This window comes from Variovorax sp. WS11, assembly GCF_010499245.1.
In the GTDB taxonomy this organism is placed as follows: domain Bacteria; phylum Pseudomonadota; class Gammaproteobacteria; order Burkholderiales; family Burkholderiaceae_C; genus Variovorax.
Genome location: NZ_JAAGOW010000003.1, coordinates 542,702 through 562,915 on the forward strand (window position 1 = coordinate 542,702; position 20,214 = coordinate 562,915).

At 66.2% G+C, this 20,214-nt stretch carries 18 protein-coding genes and 1 pseudogene; 12 read left to right on the plus strand and 7 right to left on the minus strand.

Translation table 11 applies throughout. The features are described 5' to 3' along the window. Positions 1 to 8 precede the first annotated feature (8 nt). Both GXN78_RS28155 and GXN78_RS28160 read left to right on the plus strand, forming a co-directional pair. On the plus strand, positions 9 to 629 hold the full coding sequence (locus tag GXN78_RS28155; RefSeq protein WP_106560674.1) for a PAS domain-containing protein: 621 nt from the start codon (positions 9 to 11) through the stop codon (positions 627 to 629). Between the two features lie 91 nt (positions 630 to 720). Continuing rightward, positions 721 to 2,070, plus strand: coding sequence for an esterase-like activity of phytase family protein (locus GXN78_RS28160; protein ID WP_106560673.1), 1,350 nt, complete (start codon positions 721 to 723; stop codon positions 2,068 to 2,070). Between the two features lie 15 nt (positions 2,071 to 2,085). Here GXN78_RS28160 and GXN78_RS28165 read toward each other — a convergent pair. Then, positions 2,086 to 2,468, minus strand: a pseudogene (locus GXN78_RS28165) (FKBP-type peptidyl-prolyl cis-trans isomerase). A 144-nt stretch (positions 2,469 to 2,612) separates the two neighbouring features. Here GXN78_RS28165 and eat point away from each other — a divergent pair. The 3 genes from eat to eutC all read left to right on the plus strand — a co-directional run bounded on the left by eat (position 2,613) and on the right by eutC (position 6,252). Continuing rightward, positions 2,613 to 3,983: an ethanolamine permease gene (eat, locus tag GXN78_RS28170; protein ID WP_106560671.1), complete on the plus strand. Its 1,371-nt coding sequence runs from the start codon at positions 2,613 to 2,615 to the stop codon at positions 3,981 to 3,983. Positions 3,984 to 4,000: 17 nt separating this feature from the next. Next, positions 4,001 to 5,392 (plus strand): ethanolamine ammonia-lyase subunit EutB, encoded by a 1,392-nt coding sequence (locus tag GXN78_RS28175; protein WP_106560670.1) that lies wholly within the window; start codon positions 4,001 to 4,003, stop codon positions 5,390 to 5,392. Positions 5,393 to 5,460: 68 nt separating this feature from the next. Beyond that, positions 5,461 to 6,252 (plus strand): ethanolamine ammonia-lyase subunit EutC, encoded by a 792-nt coding sequence (eutC, locus tag GXN78_RS28180; RefSeq protein ID WP_181360690.1) that lies wholly within the window; start codon positions 5,461 to 5,463, stop codon positions 6,250 to 6,252. Here the strand turns inward: eutC and GXN78_RS28185 are convergent. Beyond that, positions 6,249 to 7,193, minus strand: a complete 945-nt coding sequence (locus GXN78_RS28185) for a PhnD/SsuA/transferrin family substrate-binding protein (RefSeq protein ID WP_106560668.1) — start codon at positions 7,191 to 7,193, stop codon at positions 6,249 to 6,251. The genes eutC and GXN78_RS28185 overlap by 4 nt on opposite strands. Before the next feature lie 163 nt (positions 7,194 to 7,356). Further along, on the minus strand, positions 7,357 to 8,391 hold the full coding sequence (locus GXN78_RS28190; RefSeq protein ID WP_106561525.1) for an IS630 family transposase: 1,035 nt from the start codon (positions 8,389 to 8,391) through the stop codon (positions 7,357 to 7,359). A gap of 139 nt (positions 8,392 to 8,530) precedes the next feature. Here GXN78_RS28190 and GXN78_RS28195 point away from each other — a divergent pair, with 139 nt between their 5' ends. Both GXN78_RS28195 and GXN78_RS28200 read left to right on the plus strand, forming a co-directional pair. Next, positions 8,531 to 9,112 carry a peroxidase-related enzyme gene (locus tag GXN78_RS28195; protein WP_106561177.1) on the plus strand — a complete coding sequence of 194 codons (582 nt, stop codon included), beginning with the start codon at positions 8,531 to 8,533 and terminating at the stop codon, positions 9,110 to 9,112. 169 nt (positions 9,113 to 9,281) lie between these two features. After that, entirely contained in the window at positions 9,282 to 9,524 is a 243-nt protein-coding gene (locus tag GXN78_RS28200) for a hypothetical protein (protein ID WP_164255814.1), read from the plus strand. On the opposite strand, the gene GXN78_RS28205 is transcribed toward GXN78_RS28200, so the two are convergent. Next, positions 9,500 to 11,239, minus strand: a complete 1,740-nt coding sequence (locus GXN78_RS28205) for a hypothetical protein (RefSeq protein WP_146163223.1) — start codon at positions 11,237 to 11,239, stop codon at positions 9,500 to 9,502. The genes GXN78_RS28200 and GXN78_RS28205 overlap by 25 nt on opposite strands. Before the next feature lie 369 nt (positions 11,240 to 11,608). On the opposite strand from GXN78_RS28205, the gene GXN78_RS28210 reads away from it, so the two are divergent. Genes GXN78_RS28210 through GXN78_RS28220 form a run of 3 tightly spaced genes read left to right on the plus strand, consistent with a single transcriptional unit; the run spans position 11,609 to position 14,908 of the window. Then, a complete protein-coding gene (locus GXN78_RS28210; RefSeq protein ID WP_106561167.1) occupies positions 11,609 to 12,001 on the plus strand; it encodes a response regulator transcription factor in 393 nt (130 codons plus the stop codon). Then, positions 11,998 to 13,428 carry a HAMP domain-containing sensor histidine kinase gene (locus tag GXN78_RS28215; RefSeq protein WP_106561168.1) on the plus strand — a complete coding sequence of 477 codons (1,431 nt, stop codon included), beginning with the start codon at positions 11,998 to 12,000 and terminating at the stop codon, positions 13,426 to 13,428. The genes GXN78_RS28210 and GXN78_RS28215 overlap by 4 nt, the downstream gene beginning before the upstream one ends. Before the next feature lie 34 nt (positions 13,429 to 13,462). Beyond that, a complete protein-coding gene (locus GXN78_RS28220; RefSeq protein ID WP_106561169.1) occupies positions 13,463 to 14,908 on the plus strand; it encodes a carotenoid oxygenase family protein in 1,446 nt (481 codons plus the stop codon). Here the strand turns inward: GXN78_RS28220 and GXN78_RS28225 are convergent. The 3 genes from GXN78_RS28225 to GXN78_RS28235 all read right to left on the minus strand — a co-directional run bounded on the left by GXN78_RS28225 (position 14,903) and on the right by GXN78_RS28235 (position 18,033). Continuing rightward, positions 14,903 to 15,367 carry a JAB domain-containing protein gene (locus GXN78_RS28225; protein WP_164255816.1) on the minus strand — a complete coding sequence of 155 codons (465 nt, stop codon included), beginning with the start codon at positions 15,365 to 15,367 and terminating at the stop codon, positions 14,903 to 14,905. The genes GXN78_RS28220 and GXN78_RS28225 overlap by 6 nt on opposite strands. A 100-nt stretch (positions 15,368 to 15,467) precedes the next feature. Beyond that, on the minus strand, positions 15,468 to 17,276 hold the full coding sequence (locus GXN78_RS28230; RefSeq protein WP_106561171.1) for a phosphoethanolamine--lipid A transferase: 1,809 nt from the start codon (positions 17,274 to 17,276) through the stop codon (positions 15,468 to 15,470). Between the two features lie 46 nt (positions 17,277 to 17,322). Then, positions 17,323 to 18,033: a phosphatase PAP2 family protein gene (locus GXN78_RS28235; protein ID WP_106561172.1), complete on the minus strand. Its 711-nt coding sequence runs from the start codon at positions 18,031 to 18,033 to the stop codon at positions 17,323 to 17,325. A gap of 93 nt (positions 18,034 to 18,126) precedes the next feature. Between GXN78_RS28235 and GXN78_RS28240 the strand changes: the two genes are divergently transcribed. Both GXN78_RS28240 and GXN78_RS28245 read left to right on the plus strand, forming a co-directional pair. Next, the gene (locus tag GXN78_RS28240) at positions 18,127 to 18,804 is read left to right on the plus strand and encodes a response regulator transcription factor (RefSeq protein WP_106561178.1); all 678 of its coding nucleotides are present in this window, start codon (positions 18,127 to 18,129) and stop codon (positions 18,802 to 18,804) included. Then, positions 18,801 to 20,168 carry an ATP-binding protein gene (locus GXN78_RS28245; RefSeq protein ID WP_106561173.1) on the plus strand — a complete coding sequence of 456 codons (1,368 nt, stop codon included), beginning with the start codon at positions 18,801 to 18,803 and terminating at the stop codon, positions 20,166 to 20,168. Before GXN78_RS28240 ends, GXN78_RS28245 begins: the two co-directional genes overlap by 4 nt. Positions 20,169 to 20,214 lie beyond the last annotated feature (46 nt).

Here is a 20,214-nt window from a genome sequence, read left to right on the forward strand (position 1 = left end):
TTCGGCCGATGAAGAAAAAGCCGAACAAGCTCCTGCTGCGGGAGCTGCGGACCATTGCCCAGGGCCTGGGCAAGACCCTGGCCCCCTTCTGCGAGGTGGTGGTGCACGACCTCAGCCATCCGAAGAACGCCATCTTCGCGATCGAGAACAACCTGAGCGGGCGCAGCGTCGGCCAGCCGGTGACGGAGCTGGGCCTGGCGCGCATCCGCGACCCGGAGTACCCGGCGGTCATCGCCAACTACGCCAACCAGTTCGCCGACGGCCGCAAGGTGAAGAGCACCTCCATCGGCATCAAGGACGAGAGCGGCGAGTACGTGGCCGCGCTGTGCCTGAACGTCGACCTCACGCTGTTCCAGGGCTTCCAGGCCGCGCTCTCGCAGTTTTCCAGGATCGAGTCGAGCGAGGTCAGCGAGACGCTGGACGCCAATCACGCGAGCCGGATCTGCGAGCAGATCGACGCCTTCGCGGCCGCGCGCGCGAGCACGGCCCGCGCGCTCAAGCCCGCCGACCGACGCCTGCTGGTCCAGGAGCTCCGGAAGGCCGGCTACCTGGACATCCGCCGCGGCATGGAGATTGCCGCCGCCCACATGGGCGTGTCGCGGGCCACGGTGTACAGCGACGCGAAGTAGGCGCCCTTCGGATGGGATTGGCGCCGATGTCATGGCCGCGTCACCCGCCGGCGGCATGGTCCGGGCTTTCATCACAAGAAGCTTCCGGACCATGCAGCGCACCGTGTTCTCCCTCGTCGCCCTCGCTGCCGCCCTGGCCTGCAGCCAGGCGAGCGCCCAGACCGCCTACCCCGCCACGCTCGCCGGCCATGCGCTGATGCCGGCGCAGAGCTTCATCGCCGCGCCCAAGGATGCGCCGGCCGACCTGCAGGCGAGCGGCAAGTTCACCACCGGCAAGCGGGTCGAGAAGATCGGCAGCGTGGAAGGCCTTTCGGGCGGCCGCGGCACGGGCGTCTCGCTGCCCTTCGAGGGGCAGCCGGCGCAGGGCCAGTCGGGCATCAAGAAAATGGAGGACGGCAGCTTCTGGATCCTCACCGACAACGGCGCCGGCTCGAAGGCCAACTCGCCCGACTTCATGCTCTACCTCAACCACTACAAGGTGGACTTCGGCAGCGGCAGGTTCCAGCGCCTGGGCACCGTGTTCCTGCACGACCCGGACAAGAAGGTGCCCTTTCGCATCGTCCACGAAGGCAGCAAGCAGCGTTACTTGACGGGCTCGGACTTCGACCCCGAGAGCTTCCAGTTCGCCGGCGGCGCACTGTGGATCGGCGAGGAGTTCGGTCCCTACCTGATCAAGGCCGACCGCAAGGGCAAGGTGCTGGCGGTGTTCGAGACCCAGGTCGACGGCAAGGCGGTGCGCTCGCCCGACCATCCGGCCGTGACCACGCCGGGCGCGCCTGGCGGCCCGGTGGACTTCCAGGTCAAGCGCTCCAAAGGTTTCGAGGGCATGGCCGCCTCCAAGGACGGCAGCAAGCTCTACGCGCTGCTCGAGGGCCCGGTGTGGAACGCGGAGACCAAGGACTACGAACGCGTCGATGGCAAGGAGGCGCTGCGCGTGCTGGAGTTCGACGTCGCCAGCGAGAAGTGGACCGGCCGCCACTGGAAGTACCCACTGGAAGCCAACGGCAACGCCATCGGCGACTTCAACATGATCGACGCCACCACCGGCCTGATCATCGAGCGCGACAACGGCGAAGGCACGCCGGACAAGGCCTGCCCCGAAGGCCAGAAGCGCGCCGACTGCTTCCATGACATTGCGAAGTTCAAGCGCGTCTACAAGATCGAGATGAGCGATGCCAACGTCGGCCAGCCGGTGCGCAAGATGGGCTACATCGACCTGCTGCAGATCGCCGACCCGAACAAGCTGTCGCGCAAGCCCACGGTGGAAGGCGTGCTGAGCTTCCCCTTCTTCACGATCGAGAACGTGGATGTGGTGGATGCCACGCACATCGTGGTGGGGAACGACAACAACCTGCCCTTCTCGAGCAGCCGGGAGCCGAACAAGGCCGATGACAACGAGCTGGTGTTGCTGGAGGTGGGGGAGTTTCTGAGGGCCAAGTAGCCCTCAAGACCCCGCTCAGCGCTTCGTCACCGAGATCAACTCGATCTCGAAGTCCAGCGTCGCATTCGGCGGAATCACCCCGCCCGCCCCTTTCGCCCCATAAGCGATGGCAGGCGGGCAGGTCAGTTTGGCCTGCCGCCCGGCTTCATCTTCTGCACCCCTTCGGTCCAGCAGGGGATCACGCCGTTCAACGGGAACTCCGTCGGCGCATTTCGCTTGTAGGAGCTGTCGAATTCCTTGCCGCTGTCCGGAAAGGTGCCACGGTAGTGCACCTTGACCACATCGGTGGCCGAGGGCGATGCGCCGTTGCCCTCTTTCAGCGACTGGTAGATCAGCCCGCTCGGCGTGGTGACGGGGGCGCTCTGCGCCAGCGCGGCCGGCAGTGCGCACAAGGACACGAGGGCTGCGGCAGTAAGACGAAAGAAGGAATGCACGAGACGGTCTCCCGGGTTGGTTGAAAACGGTCCATTATTGCGGCGCATGCCGCCATGGCATCGCTCTTGCTGTGAGCCTCCGGTCCCATTCAACAACAAGGAGTGTGCATGTCCACAGGCTTGAAGAAAGTGCTCGGCCCCATCCAGCTCTGGGGCATTGCCGTCGGCCTCGTGATCTCGGGCGAGTACTTCGGCTGGAGCTACGGCTGGAACACCGCCGGCACCCTGGGCTTCCTGGTCGCCACCGTGCTGGTCGCGACCATGTACACCACCTTCATCTTCAGCTTCACCGAGCTCTCGACCGCCATCCCGCATGCGGGCGGGCCCTTCGCCTATGCGCGGCGTGCCTTCGGACCCAACGGCGGCTTCGTCGCGGGTTTCGCGACGCTGGTGGAGTTCGTGTTCGCGCCGCCGGCCATTGCGCTTGCGATCGGCGCCTACCTCAACGTGCAGTTCCCCGGCATCAACCCCAAGTGGTTCGCGCTCGGCGCCTATGTGATCTTCATCGCCCTCAACTGGGTCGGCATCGGCATCGCGGCGGCCTTTGAGCTTTTCGTGACCGTGCTTGCGATCTTCGAGCTGCTGGTCTTCATGGGCGTGGTCGCGCCGGGCTGGTCGCTGGCCAACTTCGTGGCCCACGGCTGGTCGGGCAGCTCGGATTTCGGCAGCGCGGCGATCCCGGGCATCTTCGCCTCCATTCCCTTCGCGATCTGGTTCTTCCTGGCGATCGAGGGCGCGGCCATGGCGGCCGAGGAGGCGCGCGATCCGCACCGCACCATCCCGCTGGCCTACACCACCGGCATCCTCACGCTGGTCGTGCTGGCCTTCGGCGTGATGATCTTCGCCGGCGGCGTCGGCGACTGGCGCCAGCTCGCCAACATCAACGATCCGCTGCCGCAGGCGATGAAGGCCGTGGTCGGCGAGCAGAGCGGCTGGCTGCACATGCTGGTGTGGATCGGCCTCTTCGGGCTGGTTGCCTCCTTCCACGGGATCATCATGGGCTACTCGCGCCAGATCTTCGCGCTGGCGCGCGCCGGCTACCTGCCGGCCACCTTCGCCGCACTGAGCCCGCGCTTCAACACGCCGCACCGCGCGCTGGTGGCCGGCGGCGTGATCGGCGTCGCCGCGATCTTCAGCGACGAGTGGGTGCAGTTCGGCGGCCAGACGCTCACGGCCAACATCGTCACCATGTCGGTGCTGGGTGCGATCGTGATGTACCTCATCTCGATGGCCGCGCTCTTCAAGCTGCGGCGCAGCGAGCCGCAGCTGGAGCGCACCTACCGCGCGCCCTTCTACCCCGTCTTCCCCGCCATCGCGCTGCTGCTGGGCCTGGTGTGCCTGAGCGCGATGATCTGGTTCAACGGCAAGCTGACGCTGCTGTTCCTGGTGCTGATGGCATTGGCCTACGGCTATTTCCGCCTCACGGCCGCACAGCGCGAGGCCGCCGCGCCCGACAAACTGCTCTCCACGATGGGCTGAACTTCTTCCTTGCCGCAATGCGCTACCGGACCACCCTCGATTCGCAGGTCTTCGCGTTCGACGACCTCCGGCAGGTCATGGCCTTCGCCAGCCCTGCGCGTTCGGGCGACTACCTGGCGGGCATCGGTGCGGCCACCGCGCAGCAGCGCATGGCGGCGCGCCACGTGCTGGCGGAGACGCCGCTCAAGCAGTTCCTGAGCGAGGCCCTGATCCCCTATGAAGAAGACAACATCACCCGCCTGATCATCGACGACCACGATGCAGCAGCCTTCGCGCCGGTGGGCCACCTGACGGTCGGCGACTTCCGCAACTGGCTTCTTTCGGAGCCAGCGAGCACCGAAGTTCTGGCGGCGCTCGCGCCCGGCCTCACGCCCGAGATGGCGGCCGCCGTCTCCAAGCTGATGCGCAACCAGGACCTGATCGCGGTGGCACGCAAGTGCCGCGTGGTGACGCGCTTTCGCGACACCATCGGCCTGCCCGGCCACCTCGCGGTGCGGCTGCAGCCCAACCACCCCACCGACGACCTGCGCGGGATCGCCGCCTCCATGCTCGACGGCTTGCTGATGGGCGCCGGCGATGCGGTGATCGGCATCAACCCCGTGACCGACAGCGTGCAGCACCTGGGCGACCTGCTGCGCATGCTCGACGAGGTGATCCAGCGCTTCGAGGTGCCGACGCAGAGCTGTGTGCTGACGCACGTGACGCACGCGCTGAAGCTGGTCGAATCCGGCGCGCCGGTGGATCTGGTGTTCCAGTCCATCGGCGGTACCGAGAAGACCAACCGCTCCTTCGGCGTCACGCCCGAGCTGCTGGATGAGGCGCATGCGGCCGCGCAGTCGCTCGCGCGCGGCACGGTCGGCAACAACCTCATGTACTTCGAGACCGGCCAGGGCTCGGCGCTCTCGGCCGATGCGAACTTCGGCGTCGACCAGCAGACCTGCGAGGCGCGGGCCTATGCGCTGGCGCGACGCTACCAGCCGCTCTTGATCAACACCGTGGTCGGCTTCATCGGGCCGGAGTACCTCTACGACGGCAAGCAGATCATCCGCGCCGGGCTGGAGGACCATTTCTGCGGCAAGCTCCTGGGCCTGCCGCTGGGCTGCGACGTCTGCTACACCAACCATGCCGAGGCCGACCAGGACGACATGGACACGCTGCTGGTGCTGCTGGGCACGGCCGGCATCAACTTCATCATGGGCGTGCCGGGTGCGGACGACGTGATGCTCAACTACCAGAGCACCTCCTTCCACGACGCGCTGTTCCTGCGCGAGTCGTTGGGACTGAAGCGCGCGCCCGAGTTCGAGGCCTGGCTGCAACGCATGCAGATCACCGACGGCACTGGCCGGCTGCAAGCGCCCTCTTCCAACCCGCTTCTGGCGGACATGCGTTCGCTGAAGGCCCTGACATGAGCGCCGCCCGGCCGTCCGAAGGCGCTCGCCCCGCAGCCGAGGGCGAAGGCGAAGGCGAAGGTATTCCAATGCGCGACCCCGTCACGCACAGCCCCTGGGCCGACTGGCGCAGCGCCACGCCGGCACGCCTCGCGCTCGGCCGCGCAGGCGCCGGGATGCCGACCGACGAAATCCTGCGCTTCGGCTGGGCGCATGCGATGGCGCGTGACGCGATCCATGCGGCCCTGGATGTCGATGCCCTCGAGGTCGCGCTGCGTGGAGAGGGCTGGGAGGTGCTGCGTGCGCGCAGCCGGGCGACGGACCGTACCGCTTACCTTCGCCGCCCCGACCTGGGCCGCCAGCTCGACGACGACGATGCGCAGGCCCTGCGCACCCGGGCGGGCCCACCGGTCGATCTCAGCCTGGTGATCGGCGACGGACTTTCTTCACTGGCCGCGACGCGCCATGCGCTGCCGCTGCTGTCCGCCTTGCGCCCGCAACTGCCGGCCGCGCTGCGGCTCGCGCCCATCGTGATCGCCACGCAGGCGCGCGTCGCGCTCGCGGACGAGGTGGGCGAGGCCTTCGGCGCCCGCATGGCCGTGATGCTGATCGGCGAGCGCCCCGGCCTCAGTTCGCCCGACAGCCTCGGCCTCTACATCACCCACGCGCCACGCCGCGGCCGGCATGATGCCGAGCGCAATTGCATTTCGAACGTGCGTCCGGAGGGGCTGCCTTACGAGGCTGCAGCCTTCAAGCTCGCCTGGTTCGTCCGCGAAGCGCTGCGCCGCGGCCTGACGGGCGTGGCGCTCAAGGACGAAAGCGCGTCGGCCGTGCTCGCGTCGGAGAACTCAACCCCGCCGCTGGAAGGTCCGGGCTCCTAGATCCCGAGCCACGTCGTCAAGGACTTCTCGATCTCCACCGACGGCGCAACGAAGCCGGAATAGTTCGACGGCCCGAGCGCACGCTTGCCGCCATCCGACTGGCCGAGCTGCAGCAAGGCCTCGCGCACCGTGGCGGCCGTGGTGACGTCGAGCTTGCTCGACACCAGCCATTGCTTGATGGGCACCGCCCGCGACTCCGCGCAGGTCTTGCCGCCGGCGGTCTTCCACGCCTTGATCACACCGGCGGACGCCGTGGCGCCATAGGCGGTGAAGCCGTTCTGCACGTAGAAAGGCACGGCGTCCTGGTAGCGGGTGTTGGAGAGCCTGACCGTGCCCTCCTGCAGACCCTGTTCGCGCAGCATCGCGCGGGTGATGACCGAAGTGATCGAATCCGGATCGGGGACGACCAGGGTCTTGCCGGCCATTTCCTTCCAGTTGGCGATGGGCGGCATGTCCTTGCACAGGAAGGACACCTTGTACTCGGTGAAGCCCGCGGTCCACGCGAGGCCCTTGTAGCCGCCGCTCTTGGTCGCCTCGAAAGCGACGTGGGCCGGATGCACGAAGGCCAGCTCGACCTGCTGCTGCTTCAAGGCCTCGCGGGCGCTGCCGTGAGAGCTCAGCACCTTGATGGTCACGGGCTGCTTGAGCGCCTTGCTCAGTACCTCCGCGATCGGTGCGAACCTGGCTTCGATCTCGCTGTCGCTGGCCCGGTAAGTGACGCCCTCGGTCACGCCGATCACCAGCGCGTGGGCGGAGCCGCCGGCGGCCATCAGCAGCGGCAGCAGCCATCGCCCGGCGATGGCGGCCGCGTGTGCGTGTGCGTGTGCGTGTGCGTGTGCGTGTGCGTGTGCGTGTGCGTGTGCGTGTGCGTGTACGTGTGCGCGGCTTGCGCGGTTATTGCGGCCGATGGCGGCTGCATCCTTGTCTCCGTGGTGCTTCATCACGAACCGTCCTTTGTTGCGATGTCCTTGTGCGTGACGCTCGCCGGTCTTCTTCCGGCCTGTGCGTTCACTCCTGCGCTCTCGATGTCCCGAGGAACTGTAACCAAAAGTTTTCGTCGTAACTCCTGGGCGCGTTCACGGCGCGACAGGCCGGGTGACTTACTCATAGGTCAGAAATATAGGAGACAGATGGATGCCTGAAAAAGGAACGAACCAAGGCGCTGTCTTCGGCGATGGCCTGCAGTTGACCGTCAACTCGGCACTGCAGCTTCTCGCCCGCTTTCAAAGGCGAGCGAGCAACTCCTGTGCGCTTGGCATGGCTCCAGACCAACTCGTCGGGATTCAGGTCAGGCGCATAGCCGGGCAAGAAGTGCAGCGTGAGTTTGCCGGCGGTGCTGGCTACGTATTCCTTCACGATGGCCTTCTTGTGCGCGGGAAGTCCATCCACAATCAGGCGCACCGGCTTTCTGCGCTTTCGCATCAACTGTTTGAGCAATTCGACAAACAACTCACCAGTCAACGCGCCGGAATAAGTCGCAAACCAGAAAGCGCCCTTTGCGGTGACGGCGGACGCCGCGCTGATGCTCTGACGCTGCCCCGGCCGATCAATGACGGGGGTCTGTCCTTTCTTGGCCCACGTCTTGCCATGCACCGAGTCGGCTCGGAATCCGGATTCATCCCAGAACAAGATTTCCGCCTCACTGGCTTGCGCCTCGGTGGCAATCGCGGGAAAGATCTCGCTTTTCCATCGAGCAACCGCAGCGGGGTCGCGCTGATAGGCGCGTTGCAGTGGCTTTTGCGTGGTCAGCCCCAAGCGTGCAAGCAGCGCGCCAATCGAGGCGAGCGACAGGCTCACTTCAAAGCGCGCGAGCAGAAGTTCTTGGACGATCTGCCGGGTCCACAGTCCAAAGTCAAAGCCGTACTGATCGGGGCGCTTGCCATTGACCCATCGAAAGACTTGCCGCTCCTGGGCGCTGGTGAGCTTTCGAGGCCGCCCCGTCCCTTTGGTCGACCGCAGAGCCTTCAGTCCACGGCCACGTCCGCGCGCCGCCGCTTTGCACTTGTACGCCCACGATCGGTTCATGCCAAAGGATGCGGCCACAGCCGCGGGGTGCTCTCCCTCGTTCATGCGCTGAACAGCCACAACACGCATTTCCTCAAGCGTGTTGTGGGCCAGAGTGCGACCGTCTCGTTTCATCAGCCATTGGACTCTATGAGGCCGAGCAAGTTTCACAATCGTCCGCTAAATTACTGACTCATGAGTAAGTCACGTCGGCGGCCGCAGCGTGCCGAACACCCTCGCTCCTATGATGGGCGGCAGCAACACCGGAGACACCATGACCGCACTGCGCTATCCCCTCGCCGAGTTGAAGGACCTGCCCGAAGACATCCGCGCCAAGGTGCTCGAAGTGCAGGAAAAGGCCGGCTTCGTCCCCAACGTGTTCCTCGCTCTCGCGCGCCGGCCGGCCGAGTGGCGCGCCTTCTTCGCCTACCACGACGCACTCATGCTGAAGGAGGAAGGCTCGCTCACCCAGGGCGAGCGCGAGATGATCGTCACCGCCACCAGCGCCGCCAACCGCTGCCTCTATTGCGTGGTGGCGCACGGCGCACTGCTGCGCATCTACGAGAAGAAGCCGCTGGTGGCCGACCAGGTAGCGGTCAACTGGCGCAAGGCCGACATCACGCCGCGCCAGTACGCCATGCTCGAGTTCGCGACGAAGGTCAACGAGCGTTCGCACGAGATCGACGACAGCGACTTCCCGCCGCTGCATGCGCACGGCTTCAGCGACGAGGACATCTGGGACATCGCGGCCATCACCGCCTTCTTCGGTCTGTCGAACCGGATGGCGAGCTTCAGCGGGATGCAGCCGAATGCGGAGTTCTATCTGCTGGGGCGGGTGCCCAAGGCCAAGAAGTAGCTTTGCCTTTGCTCCCCTTGTCCACGGAGAGGGGGAGCAAGACCGGTGCTATATTCCGCCCCCAGATTCCGCCCGAAGAGCCTTCCAGGGCCGCAGCGGACATCCTGACCTCGCAAGAACATCAACAGACGCGCAACAGCGCGCGACAGGGAACGGGCATGAAAGAGGTATGATCATCGAGGATCATCCTTTTGTCGCGGAAGCGACGAAAGCATTGATCGCCAAGAGTCATCCTGAGCTAAGTGCAAGGGTGTGTGATGCGGCGGCACCCGCGCTGTCGCTGCTGCTTGACCCCGATCGTTGCTGGCATCGGGTGTTACTCGATCTAGCCTGGATTTCCACGCGGAGTAGTTCGCCTAACGCGGGCCTGGGTTTGAGTCCGCCTGACTACGCCGACATGCGCAGAGAGTAGCCCTTCCACCACGGAATGGGGATCGCAGTATTGAGCAATCCGGAGGCGAGGACGATGGGCAAGTGAGCGCGACGGTGAAAGTGGACGCGGACCTCGGAGTCGGTGACCGAGACGTCGGCGGGAGTGTCGATGAGGTCACGGAAGATGTGGCGAGCCTGGGCATCGGCATAGCCGCGCATGCGACGCGCGAGCAACCGGTACAGGCCGCTGGCGACGACCAGCAGCGCCATGTCGAAGTCTACCTTCATGCCCACCGCCGATGACAGTGCGTCCATGTGGAAGAAGCGCACGGCGTCGGACAAGGCGTTCTCGATCAACATGCGCTGGGCATAGCGGGTGAGCAGCTTGGCGTGAGAGCTGTGAGGGTCGTTGGTCAGCAGGATGGTGGGCTGCTCATGGCCGAGGTCGACCACGAAGAGCTGACGCAAGGTGGCCCCGGCCAGGCGGATCGATTGCTCGAACACGCGAGGGGTCTTGTACTTGCGCGCGGGCACATCCAGCGTGACACGGCGCCAAGCCGAGGCGGGAAGATCGGCCACCTCCTTCAGCAGCACCGCCGAGCGGCGACGCAGCGTGATGAAGGTGATGCCCAACTGATCCAGACGCGCCAGGTGGGCATAGGTGGTCAGGCGCGAATCGAACACCAGGTGCCGCGGGAGCTCACCGTGCTGGCGCTTCCAGAACTCGATGAAGCGGAAGATCTCTTCGGCCTCCTCACCCTTGCGCAGATCGGCGTTGGAGTAGCAAAAGGCGCGGCCGCTCGCGTCCTGCGCGAGGAAGGCCAGCACACTGGCCTGGGCGCGGCTGCGCGCGGACACGAAGTGGCGCTGGACCTGGGGATCGTCGCCGTAGTACGGCACCGAGTGGAAGTCCAGGTTGAACGAGTGGGCGTCGAACAGCTGCTCGTCGGTGAGGGCGCGGTGCCAGGCCGCCAGCAGCGCGACGGTGCGCTCACGCTCGACCCGCGAGGAATACTCGCACAGGTAGCTCTTCTTGGGGATGACGTTCAAGCCGCAAAACAACGCCAGGCCCGGATCGGTGACCAAGGCCATGACATGGCTCTTGCGCTCGATGGACCACAGCTTGAGCGCCAGCGCGCAACGCAGGGCGTGCGACGAGGGAATCATCCTGGAGCCCGGCAGCTTGGCGCGCGCGGCGATCTCGTCGAGCTGCAGGCGCACCAGATCGGGCAAGAACAGGAACAAGCCACCGCAGCGTGTGGTGAACTGCGTGCCGGGCTGTAGCGCGAACTCGCGCACGTCGGCCACCGCCTCGGCGGTGGGGCCGAGATGCTCAAGTCGTTCGTCATCGCCGCGCCGCGGCAGCGGCGCGAAGCCCTCCTCGCGCAGCACCTCGCGCACGGCGGTGGGGCTCAAGGGCGTGCCGTGCGCCTTGAGTGCCTGACTGATCTCGTAGACCGAATGGTTTTGCTTGCGCAGGGCCACGACCAGGTCGTGCGCCTTGGACTTGTGCGGCTGGGTGCGTGGACCGGGGCTGGGCGAGTGGAAGAACTGCGGATCGGGATCGCGGCGGAACTGATGGCACAGCACGCGGAAGGACCCGGGGGTGTAGCCGAAGGCGCGGGCGACCTCGTGGGAGGGGCGGTCTTCGACGAAGAAGGCGCGCAGCGCTTCGTACTGGCGCTGGCGGGGATGGGAGGGCTCGGCGAAGAATCGTCGGATATCTGTTAGGTCTTTAGGTACGCCTATACCCATACGCGCATTGTGCTATATGGAGAATGGCGGCGTCAACGACAATCTCACCGGTACCCATCAAAGATCGGGAAACTCAAGCTGCATGCGGCTTGGCGAGAGATTGGCGTGGACTGGCACAAGCAATGCAGAAATGCCAATGGCCCCGCGTGGGGGCCGTCGAGATGATGGGGTAGGCGCACCAACTGCTAACGCTGGAGGGCCAGGCCCCTGCGCCAACATCAGCAGAAGCGGTCTGCTCCTATCGAGCAGCGTTACCCAAACAGTGGTGCGTGGAAATCCAGGCTAGACATACCTGGTGCCCATGGCCTTTCCCTCGCACTGGACCTCCATCGTTGGGGGCTGGCGCTCCGGACCTGCATCGTCACGGCGATGGATCGCGCGGACTTTGCGGCTCAACTCAAGGACCGCGGCTTCCTCGGCTACATCCTCAAGGCAATCCCGGCCCCGGAGTTCTCGACGGCGCTCGCCGAAGTCCTGGAGGGCAAACGGGTGTTCCTGGACACAACCACGTCAGCCTCGGGCAACGCCGCTGCCCGGATCACGCGGCGCCAGGCGGAGGTGCTCGACCTCGTCCGCAAGGGCTACAGCTCCAAGCAGGTCGCGGCAGAGTTGTCGCTGACCGAAGGCACGGTCAACAACCACGTGAATGCACTGATGGGCATACTCGATGCAAGCTCGCGCAGCCATGCCGTCGCAAGGGCGATCGAACTCGGCTTGCTCCGGATGACAGGTTCATTGCCGGTCGAGAAAGCCCGGACATGAGCCGAGAACAGTTCAGTGCGCATCACCCCTTTTCTCGCGCTCAGGTCGAGCAGACCGTGGCGGTAGTCGCGCACGAGGCGCACGCCAAGCGCTTGCTGATGAAGGTCACGACCGCGCATCGCCAGTACGCCATTGATCGATGGGTCCTGAATCAGTTGGCCTTCTGGCTCACAGTGGCAACCCTGTTCTTGGCCGAGATACTGAGGCCGAGCGTCGCCCGCTCCGTGCTCTATGCCTGGCTGCTGGTTTGCACCGTCACCTGGGCGCTGCGTGCACTGTTGTACTACTGGATTTTTCGCGCGCCACCAGCCGAGGTCTCCCGTCGGCTGCTTTTGCGTTCGCTCCCATTGATCATCATGGCGTTGTCGACGAGTCACTGGATCTGGTCGGTCCAACTGCTCGTCACGCCTTCGTTCACTCCGACAGTGATCGTCATGTACGTCGGGTTTGTGATGCTCACCATCACCGGCATCGGCAATTTGCTGGTCACGCCGCTGGCTGCGGGAGCCTATGTCATCGGCTTGTGGCTGGGCCTGTCGATCCGGGTCGTGCAGGTCGGCCTCATGCCTTGGAGCCTTGTGCTTGCCATCGACATCTGCGTCGCAAGCATCCTCTGGCTTTGCGTCTACATGACAGTGAACCACCTGCAACCGCACCTGGACCGCAGCGATCAGATCGATTTGTTGCTGGCGGAGCTGAAACGATCCAACGCAGAACTCGCGTCGATGAAGGACGACGCAGCCGCGACGCTGGCCAAGCGCTCGAGTTTTTTCGCTGGCGCCAGCCACGACTTCAAGCAGCGTCTGCATGCGATGAAGCTCATGCTTCATGCGTGCATCTCGGATATGCGAGAGAGCGATGTGTCGCGATGGACGCTGACGAGACTCTCCGAGGAGGTGCGCGAACTGGAAAGCTTCATCGCCCACTTTCTGGCTTTCGCACGTATTGAAGCCTTGAATGAGAAGGCCGATCTTCAGGAAGTCCGATTGCTGGACCTGTTCCAGCAAATCGATCTGCGCTTCGAGGAGCTCGCATCGTCGCGGGCAGTGCTGTTGCGCTTTCATTCGACCCGAGTTCGATTGCGCACGGATCCGAGACTGCTGCTACAGGTGATCGAGAATCTTGTCTCCAATGCGCTGAAGTTCACACACGGCGGCGTCCTCGTGGCGGCGCGCAGGCGAATGGGCGGCATTGCCATCGAAGTGTGGGATCAAGGCCCAGGCATCGAGGTCGAGCAACTCACCAACATCTTCGAGGCATTTCATCAAGGAATCGACGCCGCAGCCCGAGGCGAGCGCGGCGTCGGGCTGGGCCTCGCCGTCGTCAGGCGCTTTGCGGATCGACTGGGCTTGACCGTTTCGGTATCCAGTTGGCCAGGGCGCGGATCGGTGTTCCGCATTCAGGTGCCGGCACCGCTGGTGCTGTAGACCCGTAAACGATCAACAAGGAAGGAACGGTATCGTGGATTGGTTGAACGGTGAACTGCAGAGGAAGTTCGCGGCCGCGCGCGACAAGCCCTGGACGCTGGCATACGCGTCCATGAACGAAGACCAGCTGTGCTCGGGTCCCCTGAAAGTGGAAGGCTCGCTGCCGCGCGATCTTTGCGGCACTTTCTATCGCAATGGGCCGGCGCGGCACGAGCGCGCCGACGGACGCTATGCCCATAAATGGGACGGCGACGGCATGATCCAGGCCTTCGCCCTGCGCGATGGGACGGTGTCGCACAGGGCGCGTTACGTTGCCACGTCGAAGTACCGGAAGGAATCGGCCGCCGGCCGGTTCGAGTTCAGCGCCTATGGCTCTGCCGTGGGCTGCCAGAGCGAGCTCACGACCGATATCGACGCGATGAACGCCGCGAACATTGGCGTTTGCGCTCATGGCGACCAACTGCTGGCCTTGTGGGAGCCGGGTTCCGCATATGCGCTGGATCTGGACACGCTGGAAACCCTGGGATTGAAGCAGTGGAGCGCACCCTTGCCGCTTCGCCCTTTTTCCGCGCATCCGAAGGTGGAACCGGATGGACGGCTCTGGAATTTCGGCTGCGATCCGGTGGCGAGCGTGCTGAGCGTCTACGCCGTGTCGGCGACCGGCGTGGTCGAGCAGCAGCGGCGATTCGACATTCCTCGATTGCCGCCGGTTCACGACTTCGCCGTGACACGCCATCACTTGGTGTTCGTGCTGCCACCCTTGGAGCTGGCTGTCGAGCGGTTGGAGGCCGGCCGCCCCTTCGGTGCTTCGATTGTCTGGACGCCTGGGCGCCCTGCGCGCGTGCTTGTCATCGACAAACGATCATGGGCGCTTCGGTGGTACGAATTGCCGCCCGCCGTCTTTTCCCATATTGGCAATGCCTGGGAGGATGACGACGGCGTGATCCGGTTCGACTGCATGTCCGGACACGATGCGCAATGGGCGTTGCACGGCTGGTCCTTGATGCGCGGCCTATATTCGCATGTGCGGGGGGCCTCGCTGACCTGGATCGAGTTGCGTCCAGATGGAAGCTGCGCAGCCAGGATGGATGCCTCCCTCGAGACCGAGTTCCCGGTCGTCGAGCCGCGGGTGGTGGGGCAACGGTACGAGGCGCTTCTGTGCATCAGCCGCAGCCCGGACCGGCCCGCTGATTTGCCAGGCTGGGACAGATTGACGGCAGTCGACGTTGAGGATGGCAGCGCCCAGTCCTACCATTTTGGGAACGACTGGATGGTCGAGGAGCATGTGTACGCGCCGCGTCCAGGGAAGCCCGATGCGAAAGCGCGATGGGTCGTCGGCACGGCACTCAACCTGCGGACTGCGAAGACGGCGCTCTCGGTGTTCGACGCAGGCGCGATCCAGGAAGGGCCGGTCGCGCAAGTGGTGCTGCCCTATGCATTGCCGGTGGGCCTGCATGGAACCTTTCGCGCAGGCTCATAACAGCTCATGCGACGCCATGGAGAAAGCGCTGGTCGGCGACACGATGATGTGATCGAGAACGCGGATGTCCAGCAGGGCCAGGCCGTCCCGTACGCGGTGCGTCAGCGCCACATCGTCACGGGAGGGGTCGCAACTTCCGGTCGGATGGTTGTGGCTGAGAATACAGGAACTCGCGTTGTGCCTGATCGCTTCACGCGCCAACTCGCGTGTGTAGACAGCTGCCTGTGCGACGGTCCCGCGAAACATCTCATCGAACTCGATCAATCGCCGATCCACGTCAAGCCATAGCACCGCGAAGACTTCATAGCTCCTATGCGCAAGCCGGATTCGAAGGAAGTCCCAGGCTTCACGGGGATTCCCGAAACGGGGCCCATTGCGCATTCGTTGCTCCAGGACCTCCAGCGCTCGTTGAATGCAGCGTTGATCTTCCGGGTTCTCGTCTTGATAGCCTGATTCCATCGGCGCATTGGAGCATCTCGCGCCCGGAATGCAAATATGCAATTCCTCATGGTCGGGTCTGAGCGCCGGCGCCCGGGTCAGAGGCCCGGTGCCCTCACCCCTACCCTCTCCCAGAGGGAGAGGGAGAGGGAGCAAGAGAGGCAGAGGGAGCAGGACCACGGCACGACGCCAGCGCGTCCAATCCCGCCTTGTAGCTCGGCGTCCGCACATCCATCGCGCCCAGCACCGTGTGATAGAGGTTGTCATGCGTGAGCGGCGCATCCAGCCCCGCCTCCATGCAGGCCAGCGACAGGCCCGCGCGCTCGCGCATGCGCGGTCCGAACCACATCACCATCGGGATGTGCTTCTGCACCTCGGGTGCAAAGCTGTAGGGCACGCCGTGCAGGAACAGCCCGTACTCGCCCAGCGACTCGCCGTGATCGCTCAGGTAGAGCAAGGCCGGGTCGTAGCGGCTGGACTGCGCCTGCAGCCAGTCGATGGTCTTCCCGAGGAAACGGTCGGTGTAGGCGATCGAGTTGTCGAAGCCGTTCACCAGCTCCGCATGGCTGCACTCCGCCAGCGCGTTGGTCTTGCATTCGGGCACGAAGCGCTTGGCGTCCGGCGAGGAGCGCTTGTAGTAGGCCGGGCCATGGCTGCCCATCTGGTGCATCACCAGCACCACGCCCTTGGCGCGGCGTTCGGCCGGCAACGCAGCCAGGCGCTCGTCCAGGCCCCGGAGCATGGCGTCGTCCAGGCATTCGTCGCCGTCGCACAGCGCGCTCTTCACCTCCGGCGCGAGCTGGTCGAAGGCGAAGGCATGCGGGATGCGGTCGCACACGCCCTTGCAGCCGCCGGGCTGGTTGTCGAGCCAGAACACCGCGAGGCCGGCGGCCTGCAGCACGTCCATCAGGTTCTCGTAATCGTCCTTGCGCGCCTCGAACGCGGCCTTTCCCAGGGGCGAGAACATGCAGGGCACCGAGGCCAGAGTGTTGGTGCCGCAGGAATGGACGTCGCGCCATGACAGCACCTTGCGCGCCGCCAGCTCCGGCGTGGTGTTGCGCGCGTAGCCGTTCAGCCCGAAATGATCGGCCCGCGCCGTCTCGCCGACCACCAGCACGAAGAGCGGCGGCCGGGCCTGCGCCGCGTAGCTGGCGCCCAGTGCCGTGCCGCCCGACACCGGAATCAGCTTCCTGCTGTGCCTGAACAGCGGCTTGAGCGCCACCGCGCCCGCCGAATAGAGGCTGGCCAGCGGATTCATCATGTAGCGCAGGTGAACGTTGTTGCGCATCAGCGGCGCGAGCTGCCGGTTCATTGCCAGCGCGCCGCCGGCCGCCAGCGCAACGGCCGCGACGAGCAGCAGCGCGTTGCGCCATGCCTGCGACAGCAGGCCCCTGGGCGCCACGCGCACGCGCCACAGCGCCCAGGCGGGCAAGGCCGCGACCAGCAGCACGTGGGACAGCAGGCCCCAGCCCATCAGGTCGCGTGCTTCGTGCGCGTCGGTCTGCATCGCGTTGGCCAGCATGCTCGGGTCCATCACGGCGTGGTAGCTCAGCATGAAGTGCTGCGCCACCGCGGCAACGATCACCACGGCGAACCACAGCGGCTTCATCCAGCGCGACCAGGCGACGAGCGCCAGCAGGGCGACGGTGCCGCAGACGGTGAGCAGCGCCATCAGCGCGATCTGGGGCAGGTAGATGCTGGGCGCGCCGCCGATGCGGGCCAGCTCTGCCCACAGGGGCCAGTTGGCGGCCAGCGCGAGATAGAGGCTCAGCCAGAGGACCACGCTGCGTGCCGAACGCGGCTGCGTCAGCCAGGCATCGATGCGTCGCCACAGGGGTGCGGTCGCCTCTTCGATCGAGGCTTGCGCCAGGGGCGCGGCAACGGTGTGCTCGGGGGAAAGGGCGGAATTCCGGACAGTCGAGAAAGGCATCCGGCGAGTCTGGGAAGCCGGACTGAAAACTCGCTGAATGCCCGGCTCAGCTTTCGTTCAGCTTGGGCGTGGCGCCCGCCGCCGCACCGCTGCGGTCTCGCATCAGCCGCAGCAGCGCGTCGACGGCAAAGCCCGTGGTCCAGCAGAGCCAGCCCGTCCACAGCGTGTGACTCATGTAGTGGGCCCCGCGCAGTTGCTGCGCCAGGCCCAGCAGCAGGCCGCCCGCCAGCGCGCAGGCCAGCCATGCGCGCGCCGCGGCCGGCGAGCTGCGCCGCAGCACGAACCAGCCGCCCACGTAGGCGAAGCCGGCGGAGGCGTGGCCCGCCGGAAAGCAGCCGCCCGGCCCGCCATCGCGCAGGCCCCAGGCCCAGTGCGACACGTAGTCGGCCACGCCGCCGAAGGCCTTCAGATCCCAGGGACAGCTGGTCGCGCTCGCCTGCTTGACCAGCGACACCACCAGCACGCCGGCCAGCACGGTGAGGGCGAGCTGGGCCCGCTCCCGCCTCCGCAGCCGGCGCAGCACGCCCACCGGCCAGCGAATGGCGGCGACGAGCGCAATCAGCAGCAGCCAGCTCAGCGACCTCGCGCCTTCATGCATCACATGCACCAGGAACCCGTTGTCGCGCCAGGGAAAGCCCGTCGGCGTGCCCGCGAGCCGGGCCAGCGCGAGGTCGAGACCGGTGGCGTCCCAGAGCAGGAGCAGAAGCAAGGCCAGGAGTGTCCAGGCAAGGGCGCGTGCGGGCATCGAACGGAACATGGACGCGAGAGCCTAAGCCCGCCTGCTGAACGCTGCCTGAAGCGCCCGCGCGGCACACTAGACTCGCACTCTTTGGAAAAGAAGGAAGGCGACGTGCGCATATTGCTGGTCGAGGACGATGCCGCGCTGGCCAGTGCGGTCTGCAGCTACCTCGAGGCCAAGGCCTTTGTGGTCGACGTGACGCCCGGCCTCGCGCAGGCGCGCGCCGCGCTGGCGGCGGTGCAGTACGCCGCCGTGCTGCTCGACCTGCACCTCCCCGACGGCGAAGGCCTGTCGCTGCTGCCGGACGTGCGCGCCCTGCGCGACCGCCCGATCGTGATCGTGCTCACCGCGCGCGACCAGGTCACCGACCGGATCCGTGGCCTGGACGCCGGCGCCGACGACTACCTCATCAAGCCCTACGATCCGGCCGAGCTGCTCGCGCGGTTGCGCGCCGTCGAGCGCCGCCGCAGCAGCGCCAGCGCTCCGGTGCTGCGGTTCGGCAAGCTCGAGATCGACCTGGCGCGCGACCTGGTGCGCAACGATGGCATGCCGGTCACGCTCACGCAGAAGGAATGGGCGCTCCTGCGCGTGATGGCGACGCGGCCCGAACGCATCCACACGCGCGACAACCTGGCCGATGCGCTCTACGGCTTCGGCGACGAGGCCGACAGCAACACGCTGGAGGTCTTCATCAGCCGCCTGCGGCGCAAGCTGGGCCGCAACCACATCCAGACCCTGCGCGGCCTGGGCTACCGGCTGTCGTACTCGCCCGAGGACGACGACGAATGAAGCTCGGCTTCCTGCAGCAGGCGGAAGCCGAGCTCGGTTCCCGCGATTCGCTCGCCGGGCGGCTGACGCGCACGCTCATCGTCTGGGTCGGCGGCGTCTGGCTGCTGTGCGTGCTGGGCGTGGTCTGGTACGTGGACCGCGAGATCAATCACAACTTCGACAACGAGCTGGCCGAGGTCGCGCACCGCACCTTCGACACTGCGGTGCATGAGTTCGACAAGCTGCGCGCCGAGCGCCCCGACGCCGCCCTGCCGCTGATCCCGCCGCCGCAGCTCTACCCCACCGACGCGGTGCTCTACCAGATGGTGGATGTGCACGACCGCGTGCTGCTGCGCTCCGCCGAAGCGCCGGCAAATGCCTTCGACGTGCCGCTGGCCCAGGGCTTCGCCGACAGCGAGGCCTGGCGCATCTACACCGCGCGCCACCCGACGCTCGGCCTCTACCTCCAGGTCGCCGACCCGCTGGACGAGCGTCGCACCGCGCTCAACCGCACCCTGCTCGGCCTGATCATTCCGTTGATGGCGATGCTTCCCCTGCTGGCGCTGGTGCTGCGCAACGTGGCGCGCAGCGAGCTGCGCGGCCTGCAGGTGCTGGCCGGCGAGATTGCGCTGCGCAACGGCTCGGACCTGCGGGCGATCCCGCTCGCCGGATTGCCGCGCGAGCTGCGGTCGGTGGGAGACGACGTCAACCGGCTGATGCAGCGGCTGTCGCACGCGCTCGACGTCGAGCGTGCGCTCGCGGCGAACGCGGCGCACGAGCTGCGCTCGCCGCTCGCGGCCGCCCGGCTGCGGCTGCAGACCGCGCTGGAGCACGACCTGCGTCGCCACGACGTGGAGGCCGCGCTCGATGCATTGCATGTGCTGGGCCACCGCGCCGAGAAGCTGCTGCAGCTCTCGCGGGCCGAATCGGGCGCCTCGCTCACGCGCGCCCGGGTCAACCTGGTCCAGCTCGCCGGCACCGTCGCGCAGGAGTTCTGGAAGGACCCGCGCGTCAACGAGCGCCTGTCGCTGAAGGTGCCCGACGCCGAAGCGCCCATGGCGCTCGGCGATGTGGATGCATTGGCGATCGCGCTGCGCAACCTGGTGGAGAACGCCCTGCGCTACGGCCACGGCCGCGTCGTGGTCGAGGTGATGGCGCCCGCCACCCTGGCCGTGCGCGACTTCGGCCCGGGCGTGGGCAGCGCGCAGCTGCGCACGCTGCAGCAGCGGCACGTGCGCCACAGCTCCGACAGCGCGGGCTACGGGCTGGGGCTCTCGATCGTCAACACCATCGTCGAAAAGCACGGGGCGCGGCTCGAACTGTCCTCGCCGCCGCCGGGGGCGGCGACGGGGTTCGAGGCGCGGATCGTGCTGGACGCGGCCTGAGCGGCGAGCGCGAACAGTCCCAGGGCCTCCGCCAGTTCCTTCGAAG

What these genes read in the sequence shown, in the direction of transcription:
- GXN78_RS28210 (WP_106561167.1), top strand. Translation starts at nt 11,609, where the DNA reads ATGGATCGCGCGGACTTTGCGGCTCAACTCAAGGACCGCGGCTTCCTC.
- GXN78_RS28190 (WP_106561525.1), bottom strand. Translation starts at nt 8,391, where the DNA reads ATGAAACGAGACGGTCGCACTCTGGCCCACAACACGCTTGAGGAAATG.
- GXN78_RS28225 (WP_164255816.1), bottom strand. Translation starts at nt 15,367, where the DNA reads ATGGAATCAGGCTATCAAGACGAGAACCCGGAAGATCAACGCTGCATT.
- GXN78_RS28185 (WP_106560668.1), bottom strand. Translation starts at nt 7,193, where the DNA reads ATGAAGCACCACGGAGACAAGGATGCAGCCGCCATCGGCCGCAATAAC.
- eutC (WP_181360690.1), top strand. Translation starts at nt 5,461, where the DNA reads ATGCGCGACCCCGTCACGCACAGCCCCTGGGCCGACTGGCGCAGCGCC.
- GXN78_RS28230 (WP_106561171.1), bottom strand. Translation starts at nt 17,276, where the DNA reads ATGCCTTTCTCGACTGTCCGGAATTCCGCCCTTTCCCCCGAGCACACC.
- GXN78_RS28200 (WP_164255814.1), top strand. Translation starts at nt 9,282, where the DNA reads ATGATCATCGAGGATCATCCTTTTGTCGCGGAAGCGACGAAAGCATTG.
- GXN78_RS28195 (WP_106561177.1), top strand. Translation starts at nt 8,531, where the DNA reads ATGACCGCACTGCGCTATCCCCTCGCCGAGTTGAAGGACCTGCCCGAA.
- eat (WP_106560671.1), top strand. Translation starts at nt 2,613, where the DNA reads ATGTCCACAGGCTTGAAGAAAGTGCTCGGCCCCATCCAGCTCTGGGGC.
- GXN78_RS28245 (WP_106561173.1), top strand. Translation starts at nt 18,801, where the DNA reads ATGAAGCTCGGCTTCCTGCAGCAGGCGGAAGCCGAGCTCGGTTCCCGC.
- GXN78_RS28205 (WP_146163223.1), bottom strand. Translation starts at nt 11,239, where the DNA reads ATGGGTATAGGCGTACCTAAAGACCTAACAGATATCCGACGATTCTTC.
- GXN78_RS28235 (WP_106561172.1), bottom strand. Translation starts at nt 18,033, where the DNA reads ATGTTCCGTTCGATGCCCGCACGCGCCCTTGCCTGGACACTCCTGGCC.
- GXN78_RS28175 (WP_106560670.1), top strand. Translation starts at nt 4,001, where the DNA reads ATGCGCTACCGGACCACCCTCGATTCGCAGGTCTTCGCGTTCGACGAC.
- GXN78_RS28155 (WP_106560674.1), top strand. Translation starts at nt 9, where the DNA reads ATGAAGAAAAAGCCGAACAAGCTCCTGCTGCGGGAGCTGCGGACCATT.
- GXN78_RS28160 (WP_106560673.1), top strand. Translation starts at nt 721, where the DNA reads ATGCAGCGCACCGTGTTCTCCCTCGTCGCCCTCGCTGCCGCCCTGGCC.
- GXN78_RS28215 (WP_106561168.1), top strand. Translation starts at nt 11,998, where the DNA reads ATGAGCCGAGAACAGTTCAGTGCGCATCACCCCTTTTCTCGCGCTCAG.